Origin of the sequence: Ciceribacter ferrooxidans (assembly GCF_004137355.1) — a bacterium.
Classification (GTDB): domain Bacteria; phylum Pseudomonadota; class Alphaproteobacteria; order Rhizobiales; family Rhizobiaceae; genus Allorhizobium; species Allorhizobium ferrooxidans.
Genome location: NZ_SDVB01000022.1, coordinates 1 through 13675 on the forward strand (window position 1 = coordinate 1; position 13675 = coordinate 13675).

The window sequence follows — 13675 nt, forward strand, 5'->3', positions numbered from 1 at the left end:
TCCTATTTTATGCCGAAGCGGGCAAAGCAGAAGTTCTGACCGAGAGCCAGAAACCTATTTAGTCAATCACGAAAGCCGTGGGCCATTCGTTGCGCTCACACTTCATTTACCGTTACGCCCGGACGTAAGCTCTCCGAAACAATCCGCGCCTTGACCTCGTCAGGCCATTGGCGGTGGGCTTCACGCCTGCTCCGCCGCGTTGTGAGAAGCTCCAATGTAGACTCCATGGAGAAACTCCTTGTCGCTCATCCATGGAATGTCGATCCCAGATCAGGTGACAGCGGGCAATGTGGGGGCAGAACACCGGTTACGGACTTCCGATGTTCGGCATCACCGAACAAGGCGGCACTCACCGTGGGCTTACGTCAAAATTGCTGGGGCTGATCGAGCTGGTCATGGGAAAACCGCTGGTGTCGGCCGGCATGGTCGCCAACACGCTGGGCGTCACGCCGCAGGCGGCGCGGCGGATTGTCGGCGAGCTGGGGCTCCGGGAGATGACGGGGAGGTTCCGGGCGTGGGGGTGCTTTGAATGAGGACGCTCGCTTCTACCTCGGTAGAGAGGTTCTAGCCTTCGCTCCTCGCTAGACGATCACCAGTCTTATCATATCATCGATCTCGTACCGAACGAGAGGTTGAGCATCTTCAGGAGCCTTCTGTGTTGATCTCAACGGATCCCAAGGTTTCCAAAACGGACCTATTAAATTCGACCAGTCGTTAAAGTCGAGCTGTCCCAAAAGCACTGCAAGTTGCTCCGCTGCTTCCCTTACCCAAGGCCGCTCGTTTGGCATGGCGTAAACCTCATCCGCTCGTTTGAGTATAGCATTCACCAAGTCGTATGATTGGAGTGGCTGTAACGCTTTCGAGACAAGATCGACACCGGCTAGTGCTATCGATGACAATACGGCAGGCCCCATATGATCGCGTCGAAGACTCGGGATCAGCCTTCCTGCAGTGGGTCGATCTTCAAACTTGGAGAGAATCTGAACCAAGATGCGGTAATCGCCGGTCCATTCAGCAGCTTCTAGGAAGTCTTCCTCGCGGAACTTCGCGTACACTTCAGGCGTGAAAGACTCTTCGCCGAATTTTATCGAACCAGTGTCCAAGAGCTGAGCACGAAGCTGGTTCCAGGCTGCTGCTCTAATCCAGACAATGTCAAGATGGGTTGCGAAATCTTCATCTGGCCAAGGGAGGCTGACGTATATCTCCGTGACGCCTTGATGCAAAACATCATAGGCGGATACCCAAAGTGTTTTGCTAACGGCTTTCGCTACCGATTGGGACGTCACGCCAATCCCCGAAGCCAACAATGTTCGCATCGCGTCTTGTGCCTTCTGCATAATTTCAAGCACAGCCTTCAGACTAAGTGGTTGGTCCGGGTCATGTTTTGAACCATTGTATAGTTCTCGTAGAGCATGCAAATCGTCGCGCAATTTCGTGCTTATGCCGACGGACTTGAGGCGGCCAATGACTCTATCAAATGTATCGGATGAAGGGGTTCCCGGGAAAACCGCGGTCTTGAAAAACCGTTCGACTCTCGATCCTAAGACATCGACGATCGCTCGGATGTCGTTGTCTTGATAAGGCTCAAATCGGAGCTCCGCGAGGGCACTCTCTGCGTTCGCGATCGCCGCGATAATTTCGTCGCCACGTGTCATGAATTCTTCCAACCTGTCCAACTCAAATTCAAATGAAATGGATAGCCACCGGGGATTTCGTCGCTGATGACGAGCCTGTACTCGGAGGTTGCCTCGTCACACTCGATGCGAAAGACTATCTCGCCATCCGGGCCGACATCGCCTAGATTCAAGTCTATAGCAAAGACCGGGACCTCCAAGGACCCGAAGACGACATACTGCTTGTCATTGAAGCGAGTTTGCGCCTGTTCACCCCATTGGGCTGCTATCGGCCACGCCGCGTGTGGTTTCGTCATTCTTTCCGGACGCAAGAAATCGCGGACGATGTTGCTGTCGCTCTCGACGTCAGATGTAACCTTTGCCCACGTTGCCGAGGTCCATTCGATCCAGTCGGATATCGATCCGGCCTTCTGCTGCCAGACTTTGCCACGCCGCTGGGTTCCTCCCCAAAGAACGCGCTCACCGTCCTCGTATCCGAGACAGGCAAGGTTGTTTAGGGAAGATTCGGCCTTCTCAATGCTGGCGAGCCCTTCCGTGACGTTGGGACCAAAATACGAGGTGAAGCTGATCGCGCCAATGCGTGATGAACCCAGGCTCTTCACCAACGGGAGTTCGACATTGTTGAGGATGTTGAAGATCGGGGTTCCTGAAACCAGAGTTGTGTCGTCGTCCGTGACGACCCTGGCGAGCTTCTCGGATCGCAATGCATCGTAGTCGCTTGCGAACAGGCAGAGAGAGCCTGCGACCTTATCCCACCTGACAATTAGCAGGTCATAGATCGTGTCGAACACATTCTGGTAGTTGCCCCAGGAGACATCGCTTGAACGGCAAACGACGGCAACGAGTACATTGTCGTGCTCACTCAAGGCGTACCAGGTCTCGGACCCTTTCGGGAGCACTGACTCGAAGGCCAGTGGACTCCATTCGACGCATTTCGTCCGAAAGAGCTGCGCCGAAAGTGCTGGCCGAAGATTCCAGAGCGAAAGATTCGAATGGAGGTTGCCCGTTTCCTTGAGCGCGAGAACGACGTCTTGGAGCCGCAGCTCTTGGTCAATCCTGTCCTCGCTCAACCGCTTGATGATATGATCCCAGTCGGCGCCTTCGGCATAGAGGTCAGCAAGCTTCGCCTCCGCATCGGGATCGGCAATGTTTATCACGACCGAGGCCTCGCCGATCTTCTCTTTGGGTCCTTTGCGGGTAAAGCGACCGATGAACTGCAGGGTCACGGCGAGTGACTTATGTGTGTCGTGGAGTGCGGCGACCTTCAGGTAAGGCAGGTCGAACCCTTCCCCCAGCATGTCTACGCAGATCACGATCCTCGCGCCGTCGGCTCCGCGATCGAATAGCTGGTTCATGGCCACTCGATTGGCGATTGTGCGTCCGGGGCCGGAGTAAACGATCACCGGTTTCAGATCCGGTGCAAGACGTTGGTAGATTCGGCCAACGGCTTCCGCGCGATCCTTGGAGGATGTTCGCGCCATCATCATATGATCGAGCTTTAGGTCGACCCGATCGTGTCGGAGCGCGGCGATTGCTTCCTTGGCGATAGCGATGTCGCGCGCCTCTTCGTCACCATATTCTTCGATCGTCCTCAGGTTGATCGGCCGGTAGTAGTCGGCGGCTTGCGCGTCTCCGAGCTTGTAGTTGAAGATGATCTTACCATCGATGCGCTTGCTGTCTCGACGAAACGGCGTGGCTGTGAATTGAAGAATTCTCTTGTCCGCGAAATGCTCGCGGACGCCATTCCCCGTTTTCGCAGTGATGTGGTGGGCCTCGTCAACAATTAGGTCAGAGCATGCCTCCGCAAGTCGTCTGATTATGAACGGGTCTGAGGCTTCCATGACGTTTGGCAACGCTACGATGACGTTAGCGTTACGAATAATCGAATCCAGATCTTCCTCGGATCGGATGCCCGTGGTGATAACCGCGACTCTTGGCTTGGCGATCTCGCGGCCGATGACCTGTGCATCGGGCAGAACGCCGAGACCTATGAACTTGCGGGCGATCTGGCTCCGGAGCGTGTCGCTTGGAACCAGAACGAGTGTTCGACCGAGGCGACGATAAACGAGCGTTGCAAGCATCGTCTCAGTCTTGCCAGTACCAGTTGGAAGGACGACAGTCGCGGGTTCGAAGTGCGTTCCGACCGCGAAGTGGGCTGAAATCGCGTGCAGGGCGCCGATCTGCGGGATCCGTAAGCCTGGGAGATTATGCGCCTCGTCCTCGGTTCGAAAGTCAAATCCGTTGATCCAAGAAGTTATGACCTTTTCTGGCGTATCAGCGTAGGTAGCCAGCTCACCAAGCGAATCCCATTGGATCTCGAATTCCTTGGGAAGAGTGTTCGGATCATCTGCACTCGGCGCGACCACCACCGGTAGCAATGCTTCTATGCGGCGCGCCCCCTTATGGCGGAGAAGTATCTCACGGTATGGTGGATCGAGCTTCGTCACGATGATGTCGTGGCCCTTGAACTCGGATGGCGAGATTTCAGCTCGCGTTTGCGCACCGCCGAACACCTGTTGGACGATGCGATTTCCGCCGACCTTCAAGGTACGCTCCGGAAGTGCCGGTAGCTCAAGTATGCCGCGCCATGTAGCAAATAGGCTCATTTCGACTTCCGGTACGGTTGAGTTGTGGGCCGTCGATGCGATTATTGGTAGCGAGAACGATGATATGGATTATCTGCTGTATCAAGTATTGCGGCTGGTTTCGCACGTACAATAAACAGGAATTTTCTGGGCGCTCTGGCGACCTCTTTTGCAGCGGCATCGCCTAGGATATCAATGCTGCGGAACATGGGGCGACCTACCAAATGAAATTGATCTTCAAATACTTTTCAGAGAGCGTTGTTGAACGCGTTTTTGTTCGTGATGGCCATGTCGGCTTCAAGTGCAGCCTGCCAGAGGACTACAACGATCCGTTCGAACTTTTCCTAGGCGTAGACCTTGAACAAGGCTCTGACCTGCTGGCGACTTACAGCGAGGTGGTCCAGGAAATTCCGTCGCTATTGACCACCTGCTTCTCGAAATCACCCGTCGTGACCCCAATGTGGGCACACTACGGAAACAATCACAGAGGATTCGTGATCGGGTTCGACGTTGCCGAGCTCCAAGAGGTCTTCCAAGATCTTCTGGTCCGCGAGATTTCGTACCGAGACCGACCAAGCGAGACGCTGATTTCGTTCGCGGAGATGGCAGCTCACCGGAAGAAGCCAAGGGACGCCATGGCCCTTCGGAACGCTGTACTTTATCAAGCTTACTTTTCGAAGTATCTGGAATGGAGCTACGAGCAGGAAGTGCGCGCCGTCAATATCGACGAGTATGTCGAGGACGTGAGCGGCAATAAGATTCTCTATGTCCCCAAGCAATGTGTCGCGGCGATAGTCTCCGGTGCCAAGTCTTCCTCGCAGACGAGAGATGCTCTTCAGGAGGTAGCGCAAGAGCTCGGAGCCGACTTCTATATCGGGAGAATAGGTCGCAGCTATCCGATGCCTTACCTCATCACAGACGCGGGCAGTAGCAGAGTGTTTTCGGACTCGGAGATATCACCTCCGATCGCGGAATGCGCTGAATGTACCGAGCCACTAAGGGACAAGGGAGGTCTCTGTCCGTGGTGTTCGATCGATGACGCTCACCGGATGGCCGCCGCCATAAACAATCCCTTTAGGATACTTGAGCACTATGGGCTTCTTGAAGAATACGTTGAAAATTACCCAGTGGGGCCAAGAAAGCCTTACCAGTAGCCGCATCACTGCAGCGTGGTGGCAGTCTCGTCAGGCTCGAAGTGTCACACAGAAACCGGGCGTTCTGACGCTGATGCTGAGGCTTCCTCGGCTGGAGGCCGTAAAGCTCGCGCACTAACGGCGAGCCGTCGGATTGCCCGTCTTCCGAACCTCCTATGAAGCATGGTCGGCACTCACGCTTACGGATCTGCTAGCCGAGTATCCACACCCGTAGGTCAGGGAACGGCGGTTATCGCTAAGTTTGGATAACGGGAATCTCGATGAGACGGCGGGATGGCGGACTCGTTCGCTCCCAACACTGTCATTAACCAAGTCGACAATGGGCAACAGCCGTCTTCAATTTATTCAGTGACTTAGTGTCTTCTGATCTGCCGGTCACAGGGTCAGATCCCTTCAACTGCGAAAAAGACGATTGTAAAATAGCGGCGTCGTCGATCCGAATCCATTCGATGCGGTATCAGCAATGGCATGCCGGAAATGCTTAAGCCGCCCAGTAGGGCACGTATCGTGCATTGCGCTTGCCCTGGCTGGGATCGGCAGGAGCGATGCGGCTGAGTTTGATTGACTCAGCAATAACGGCCGACACGGCCTGATAATCTTCCGGAGCAAGGGAGAAGCGCTCCCGGAGAGTCGCGTTGCTCATGTAATCATGCGTAAGCCAGCGCAGGACGCAGTGGAAGAAGCATGCCCGCAACTTCTCGGCCTTCGACATCTGACCGAAAGGCTTCGGCGCAAACAGCACGACCCGCATCGAATTCGCAGACGAGATGAAATCGGGAGCGGGCAGGTGCTGCGCTTCGATTTCGATCAGAGTCTTGTCAAGGCCACCCCCACGCTCTTCGCAAAGCCCAAAAGAACGCATGGTCGCGGCGAGCTTCTCGTTTCGCGAACGGCGCTCATCGAGAATACGGTCGGTGCTGATCAAGGAATTGCCCGGATTGGTGACTTCGATGCGGTTTTCATAGATTTCGACTACGGGACCGACGCCGGTTACCATGAAATCCTGGTGAATGAGGGCGTTGGCGATGACTTCGCGAACAGCCGTTTCCGGGAAATGCGGCACCATTCGTCGGACGCCATCGATGTACCGCTCTTCTTTTGGCAGTCGCTCCATCAGAAACCGCATCATTCCGGTAAAGCCAACGGCATACCCTTTTTTGCCTTCCTGCTCGAAATCGGAGCGCGATTTATCGCGGCCGGCGTATTTTACGATGCGAACTGTCTTTCCCGCAATCGAGGGGAAAACAGTGACATCGCGCGCCAACATGATTGCGCCCAGGTTGGTGATGTCGAACCTTCCTTCGAGATTGTCGAGCAGGAAGCCCGCATCGACCATCTTTCGAATGATCTCCTGAGAGTTCTTTGGCTTGGGCTCACCCGTCAGATCATAAATAGGGTCGGGGTCAAGCGTGGCGAAGACGTCGTCAGTCGTGACGTTCGATGACGCGACTGCGGTTTCGAAACGCCGGCGGCCGGTCGCTATCCAGAGAGCTCGCTCGTGCTCGGGAAATTCGGCGAGTTTTTTCTTGTTTTCGCCGATCCGGGTAAATTCCGTGCCGGCGAATTTTACAGGCCGTTCATAGGATGGCTCTACGGCGATGACGGAATAGGCCAAACCATCACAGACAAAGTCGAGAACCTCAATGAGTACGCGCGGCTCGACCATTCGGGCCAGCCAGTTGGTGAAATCCTCATTGCCCTGTTTGAGTTGCTGCAGGCGAAGCTCTGTGCCAACTCTGTTCCTCGAACGGTCTTCGACTCCGAATACAAGGAAGGCGCGATCTCGCCCTGCTAGCATTGCCGAATTGGCAAGCGCCGACACGTATTCCCCGATTTCGCGTGGGTCCTTGTTGTTGACCTTGAATTCCAACCATGCACTTTCGTTGGGTTCTTCCAGCAATCGGTTGAGAAGTGCGCAGGGGTCGTGAATCGGCATAGCGGGTCCTCTTTTATCCCCCTTATATCAGATTCGGTCGTGTCAGAACTCATTTCCAGCCGAAGCCGTTAAGAATTTCAAACAAAAACAAAGCGATGCCGCAGGACCTTGGATGCGGATTTCTATCCGCGTTTTGATGGAATGGCTTACGGTGACCGCTTTGCAGAGAGCGGAGTAAGTCGCTCCCTTCTATCCTGGTTTTGTCAGAATCTGAGCCTCTCGGCGATCCGACATAAGGGAAAACAACAAGATAGAAGGTCAAACGCAGGACGGCTTATATCATCTCCTAAACGGGATGGCTCTTTCGGGTCCGCCCGTTCCTATCGAAACGATCACTACGCGGCGGCCTCCCAGACCTGATTGAGAATCCGGGCCGCGAGTGCCGCCTTATCCTGCGGAAGGAAACGACCGTAAGCATCCAAGGCCTGATCAACAGGACGGGGAGGGCGATCGTGCCGTCACGGCCGTTCGAGCGGCCACATCCTCATTGTCTCCGCTGGCATCGCGAGAATTGCTTTGAACGATAGGTGGTAATTGTCGGTGTTGGATGATCGAGAATTTCTTCCATCGGAATTGCGAAAGAAATTGGTTTAGCCGGATGCCCTAACATAGCTTCGGCCGTTGTCAAAAGTCTCCACATCTCCGAGCCGGTTCAGCGACACGAGAACGTCTTGTATATCAGGGCCGATCTGGCTGGATTCCCTGAATTCTTGGGCGATCTCTATTACCGTCAGCGGCGACCGGCTCCGATTGAGCAAAGCGAGGACCTGGGCCGCTTGTACTTTTCTCTCGTCCGAGAACCGCGGCTTTGGTTTGGACGATCTCGCCGTCGCAAGTGATTGGATCCGGTCAGCACGATGAGCCAAAGGCCCCATCTTTTCGATCTGATATTCTGGGCGCAGCCAACGAATAAGTCCACGGCGCTCCTCCGTTGCTCGTTGAAGATTCAACTGAACGAGTTGTTCAAGGATTTCATCCTCGGCGAGCGCGGTGTCCCACCCATAGGCCTGCATCACTACATGGTCGATCTGATCATGTAAGTCTTTGAGAATGAGGACGCGGGCTCGTCTATGGAGCTCTCGCTCTTTGGTGGTAAGAGGACCGCCCGAACGAGCCATATCCAGCATGTTGTAGAGCCCGGTGAGCGTCAGATCGGGATTTTCCGTCAACACCAACTTGCGCGTCGCATCGAGCTCTTCTGCCAAAGCAGCGATTTTCGACCTGAAGATCATTGTTGCATCAGGGAATGGGAATGGATCGAAGCAGCGGGATTTCGAATAACGGGGATCATTCCCTACGCCTTGACGCCCGCCGGCACGAAGCGCCCAGAGCACGTGTGGGCGAGAAGATAGGACACCAAGATGGAAGGCGTCGTCTGAAGCGATTGCCACCAACATGTTGTCCGGCATCACCTCGGCGTCGAGAAATTGGAAGACTCGGTGCTTCGCAGTCTCAACTGTCGCAATGTATCGGTTGATGTAGTCCAGCGCCGGTCGCAGTTCAGTCCTGGGTTTTCCGAACAGCCACCATCGTTCCAGGTATTCACGTGCATCCCGCGTCGCTGACTTTCGGAATGTCAGAGCCCGCTGCTCCCTGACGGTCTCATACAGATGTTGGTGGATTTCTGGGTAAGCCTGTCGCACGAAAGCTGCGTCAAGTCCGAAGAGATCAATCACCATGACATCTCTAGACCGTGCGGTCAGATCTCGACCGTTTCTGTATTCTCTGATGTGCCGTTCAAGACCGGGTCGAATGCCTAAGCCAAGTTCTCGGGCTTTGGCTCGCGTTAAGATGAAACCGTCACCGTGAAGCTTGACGCCCGGCGAGCACAGACCTGCGTTGGCTGATAAAGACGCAGCTTTCGTGACATCCGCGCCTATCGTCAGATCAGCATTGATAATCCCGATTCTTTCGTTGAAGACAATCTTCGGTTCGTCAGTGTCGAGATCTCCCTCACCGACCACTTGTCGCAACGTACCTTGGAGCTCGCCCGCCCCCGCAACCGTGATGGCGATGCGGACTGCAGCTGCATCCTTGGTCGCCTTGGTCCAAGGATGATCTGGAATGGCGAGCAATATGGATATAGGTGGTGTTGCAGTCAGGTGCCGTTCTAGCACCCGGCGCTGGAACACCTGCGTGATCGAGTTGGTAGTTACGAAACCGAAGCGCCGAAGCCGTGTTCCCTTCTGAGTCAGCAGCTCGGCGGCACGATCCCACCAATACATAACGAAGTCTGCTGAAGGGTTGATATGCGGATTTGCCCCCCATAGGGCCTCAGCGTACCCGGTAGGAAGACGGCCACGAATGTCTTTGCCGCCGATGAACGGCGGATTCCCGACGATGAAATCCGCCATGGGCCAATCGGGCCGGGACACATTCGGAAAGGTGTAGATTTCATGGCCCTGCTGGTCGGACATTGGGCGGCCCATCCTGTCCCGCTTCAAATGTCGATTCGGATAATCGGCCCAGGTTAGGAGTGCATCTTTTTCCTGCACATGGTCGGCACTGCCAATGACGGGTTCCGGTGGAACCGTTGTTCGTGTTCTCAGGTGCCACTGAATATAGCCGATCCACAGAACAAGTTCGGCGATTTCCACCGCACGTCCGTTCAGCTCCATCCCAAAAAACTGCTCTGGCTTCACTGATAGATTATCAACCTTAGCGATAGCTTCATCGCCACCGATGTCGTGAAGCTGCTTCAGGACCTCGCCCTCAAGCTGCTTCATCCGCCGCAATGCGACATAGAGAAAATTGCCTGTGCCGCAGGCAGGATCCAGCACGCGAACCGACGAAAGCTCCCTAAGGAAGTCTTCCATCTCGCGAATGGCGGCGGTTTTCATACCGGATCGCAGTGCGCGCTCAGCAGCTGACTGATACCCAACCCAGTCTTGCATGAGGGGTTCGATAATAGTCGCGTTGACTACACGTTCGACATACGCCCGTGGAGTATAATGCGCCCCGAGGCGCCTGCGCTCGTTTGCGTCCAGCGCCTGTTCAAACAAGGTTCCGAAGATTGCAGGCTCGAGGTCGCACCAATCCGCGTCCGAGGCATCACGTAGCAGGCGAATCTCGTCGACCGTCAAAGGCAAGGCTGCAGCATTCTTGAAAAGCTTCCCGTTGAATCGCAACAAACGTTCGCCGATTCCGGGAGAGTAGCCCCCCTGATCCATATGTTTCCAGAGGTCATCGATCTCAAAGGTAAAGCGCCGGGGATCATCGAGACAGCGATCGAGGAGTTCGGTGAATCCCTTCTTTCGCAACAGCCCGACGTCTTCGACGAACATCGTAAACAGGCAGCGCATAAGGAAAATAGCTACGTTTCGAGGCCCGAACCCTCGGCCTTCAAGCGCTTTTGATATCGTGGCGAGGCGTCCGGCAATTTCCCGTGTAACTTTTGCAGTTTGTTGTGCTGGATCGAGAGTGAAGGGGGCTTCCCAAACAGCTCGGAGAAGATCTCGTTTTGCTGGATCCTCAAGATCAGCTAGCTGAATTCGGAACGTCTTGGCGTCAGGAAACTGTGCATAGTGCCGTCCGTTGCCCGAAAAATCCGCATAGAGTTCGAGAACGCGGCCGACATCACATACGATGAGAAATGGCGGATAGGGATGATCCGCTGGCAAGGCTGTAGCATAACGTTCCGCCTGCCGCCGGGCCTGAATCATCAAATGATCGATGGCGTTTAATTCTGCTGCGTGCGTGCGTCCCGTATGGGAATTGAACAAATCTCCCTGCGAGATGCTCGCCGTCGATTCAAATCCTGAGCGCTGGCGACTCTGCTTCGCCTCAAGGATGAAATGCCCACGCTTATAAAGGTCGATCCGTCCAACTTCCGACCTCTCGTCCGCCACGCGGCGTTCGACGCGGCGTTCAAAGACATAGTCGTTCATTTCATGAGAGGCGCTGGCGGGGTCGGGGTGAGCGACCGCCAGAACATCACAAAGCTCTGTCAGGAAAAGGGAATAGTTTGCTCGCTCTTGCCCGCCTTCTTGATCCGACCAGCGCGCAACGAATTCGGAAATACTTAAAGATATATTACCGTGTGTTCCCTTCATAAAACAATAGTGTGGAAAACATGTAAATTATTATTTAAAGACGAGCGAGTGGCGGACTGTCCCACAGCTATGGCGTGTCATCCATCAAATTGGACGCCACTGGCCACAGAACGTGTGCTGTTGTCCCCATGGTCCGCGGGCGGAGCCCTATCGAAATGTCAAGTCGCTGGTTTTCTGTGTGTCCTATCGCCTGTCTTACGAACGCGGCACTCATCGATCATGAAATGATGTCGAAATTTCAGACGCGGAATTTAAAATTTGTTAAGTGATGTGGGAGAATATGGCTGCATCTTGCCTATGAAAGGGATGCAAAATGAGCCATTTGCCCGAGGAAGTCAAAAAAACTGACATTCACAGGTTTGTCCTGAAGACTGTGGATTACATATTCGGATTGCCACGATTTTTTCGAGATCACATAACGTTCAAGGCTGACTTTGACCTGAAGGCCAACATCCGACTCGCCACGAAGAAGTCGCCGCTTGAGGTTGATGATGCACGGATGTGATCTGAAAGCATGGCGGAAGCAACAGGGCCTCACCCAAACAGATCTAGCCAGTGAGCTTGAGGTGTCGCGGCAAACCGTTATCGGATGGGAGTCGGGCGGTGCTCTCCCCAAAATGCTTACGCTTGCGCTTAAGGAACTGGAACGTAGCCGAAGCGTAGCCGGCAAGCGGATGAGCGCCCTGCAACAGCGACAGGCGCGCCGCCGACCCAGTAAACCAGGCACTTCTTTGCCAGCTGATAAACTGCGGCAGCTTAAAGATTTGGAATAGGCCAAACGGTCAGGTGGAGTGGATTTGATCGCAATAGAAACATAGGGCCGCAACTGGCATCGAAGGCGGATAAATCCTAAATGTCGCCGGTAGGTTAAATGGACGGCGTTCAACGGGTCAACAGTTCGATCCCTTTCAAGGCGAATATACGCACGAGGCGGCGCCTGTCAGGTGCGTGCGAATTCCATCAGTGGCGCTATATCATGATTGTCTGCTGCGCGCAGGGTTGCGACGTATCGAGCGCGTAATTCGCCAACGTCGCCCAGACTGCCGCCGCCCCAACTGAAACGCTCGCCACCAAGACGTTCGATCAGAAGGTCGGCCGCCAAGCGAGCGTGACGGCCATTTCCATTCGGAAACGGGTGGATCGCGACCAGGCGATGGTGGAACCTTATCGCGATCTCATCCGGCGGAAACGTCTCGTGCTCGATCCAGTAACGGATGTCGCTCAACAAGCCTGCAAGCTCCACTCCGATACGGTAAGCCCCGACACCGATGTTGCGCTCCGTCGTTCGGAATGTGCCGGCCCACTCCCAGACATCTCCGAACATCCGCTTGTGCAGTGTTCTGATGAACTCTTCGCTGAGCATTCGCTCAAGCGACACCCGCCGGCGGCCGCGCACCCACGCCGCACCTTCTACAATGTTTTCCTGTTCCGCTTCGTTGAGGTCGCGACGGTGTGTTATCCATGTCTGAAGCAATCCTTCGCGTTCGTTTGGCTGAAGGGGTGTGGCGTCCTCAGGCTCCTGAAATAGGTCTGTCATGTCTCGTTCCAGAGGTCGCGCTCGGAGAGTCTGTCGCGAATGTATGCTTGGACGCGAGATTCGAAGTCTGACTCGTCCGTGCCTTGAGCTTCGAGCCGCATCGTATGCGCGACGCGCTGAAGCTCGCGCGTTGCGATTTTCCGCGCGCGCGCCTCGATGACTGCCTCAAGTGAACTGTTTGGAACGAGGGCATAGACGAGCGTGCAATCCAGCGCCTCAGCTGCGCGACGTAACGTGTTGAGTTGAATCGTGCCTGCGGCTTCCGACTTCTCGATGGCTTCAACAGTTTGAGGTCGCACGCCAATGCGTGTTCCGAGCTGCGCGCCCGTCATTCCGAGCGCGTCGCGGAGTGCGCGCACCCATCCCTTTGGCGGCGCCCTGAACCGGTCAATAGGTTGGAGCGCTCGAAGTCTTTCATCGAGCCGCAGCCGCCCCCTCTTTCGACTGTCGCTCTTCATGCATTAGCCTCAGTCTGTAAGTTGATCACGATGAACATTCTATCAGCATACAACCTGATTATCAATGCGCATGAATCAGCTGACAATATGAATCTTGAGTCGTAAAATCAGTCTGTGCTCTGTGAATCGCGCCTAAACAAACAGTCTGGAGTCTGGCCAATAATTGATTGATCGTTGACACCTGCCCTCGAGGTTTCCCGTTAATACGCTCTCCCCTGGCCCTTCTTCGGTCTGGACGAACAGCGGCTACGACCGGGATAGGGACGATCGCTGGCGAGGACCGACATCTCCAACTGGCGCAGTTGAGATGTTTCCTATC

8 protein-coding genes and 1 pseudogene are annotated in these 13675 nt (G+C 54.9%); 3 read left to right on the forward strand and 6 right to left on the reverse strand.

The window, feature by feature from the left end:
* Nucleotides 1-353: 353 nt before the first annotated feature.
* Nucleotides 354-533 (forward strand): annotated as a pseudogene (locus EUU22_RS00040) (helix-turn-helix domain-containing protein); the annotation flags it as partial.
* Between the two features lie 48 nt (nt 534-581).
* On the opposite strand, the gene EUU22_RS00045 reads toward EUU22_RS00040, so the two are convergent.
* Together EUU22_RS00045 and EUU22_RS00050 are read right to left on the reverse strand one after the other, a co-directional pair.
* Nucleotides 582-1655, reverse strand: a complete 1074-nt coding sequence (locus EUU22_RS00045; protein ID WP_129330106.1) for a hypothetical protein — start codon at nt 1653-1655, stop codon at nt 582-584.
* On the reverse strand, nt 1652-4240 hold the full coding sequence (locus EUU22_RS00050) for a DEAD/DEAH box helicase (protein ID WP_245484863.1): 2589 nt from the start codon (nt 4238-4240) through the stop codon (nt 1652-1654). The genes EUU22_RS00045 and EUU22_RS00050 overlap by 4 nt, the downstream gene beginning before the upstream one ends.
* A 203-nt stretch (nt 4241-4443) precedes the next feature.
* Between EUU22_RS00050 and EUU22_RS00055 the strand changes: the two genes are divergently transcribed.
* Nucleotides 4444-5373 (forward strand): DUF2971 domain-containing protein, encoded by a 930-nt coding sequence (locus EUU22_RS00055; protein ID WP_129330107.1) that lies wholly within the window; start codon nt 4444-4446, stop codon nt 5371-5373.
* Between the two features lie 481 nt (nt 5374-5854).
* Here EUU22_RS00055 and EUU22_RS00060 read toward each other — a convergent pair whose 3' ends face one another.
* Together EUU22_RS00060 and EUU22_RS00070 are read right to left on the reverse strand one after the other, a co-directional pair.
* Nucleotides 5855-7309: an ATP-binding protein gene (locus EUU22_RS00060; RefSeq protein ID WP_129330108.1), complete on the reverse strand. Its 1455-nt coding sequence runs from the start codon at nt 7307-7309 to the stop codon at nt 5855-5857.
* A 590-nt stretch (nt 7310-7899) separates the two neighbouring features.
* Entirely contained in the window at nt 7900-11361 is a 3462-nt protein-coding gene (locus tag EUU22_RS00070; RefSeq protein WP_129330109.1) for a class I SAM-dependent DNA methyltransferase, read from the reverse strand.
* Nucleotides 11362-11852: 491 nt separating this feature from the next.
* Between EUU22_RS00070 and EUU22_RS26060 the strand changes: the two genes are divergently transcribed.
* Nucleotides 11853-12134 (forward strand): helix-turn-helix transcriptional regulator, encoded by a 282-nt coding sequence (locus EUU22_RS26060; protein WP_369333635.1) that lies wholly within the window; start codon nt 11853-11855, stop codon nt 12132-12134.
* A gap of 167 nt (nt 12135-12301) precedes the next feature.
* Here EUU22_RS26060 and EUU22_RS00080 read toward each other — a convergent pair whose 3' ends face one another.
* Nucleotides 12302-12898, reverse strand: a complete 597-nt coding sequence (locus EUU22_RS00080; protein WP_112691400.1) for a mobile mystery protein B — start codon at nt 12896-12898, stop codon at nt 12302-12304.
* The gene (locus tag EUU22_RS00085) at nt 12895-13356 is read right to left on the reverse strand and encodes a mobile mystery protein A (protein WP_112691399.1); all 462 of its coding nucleotides are present in this window, start codon (nt 13354-13356) and stop codon (nt 12895-12897) included. Before EUU22_RS00085 ends, EUU22_RS00080 begins: the two co-directional genes overlap by 4 nt.
* Between the last annotated feature and the right edge of the window lie 319 nt (nt 13357-13675).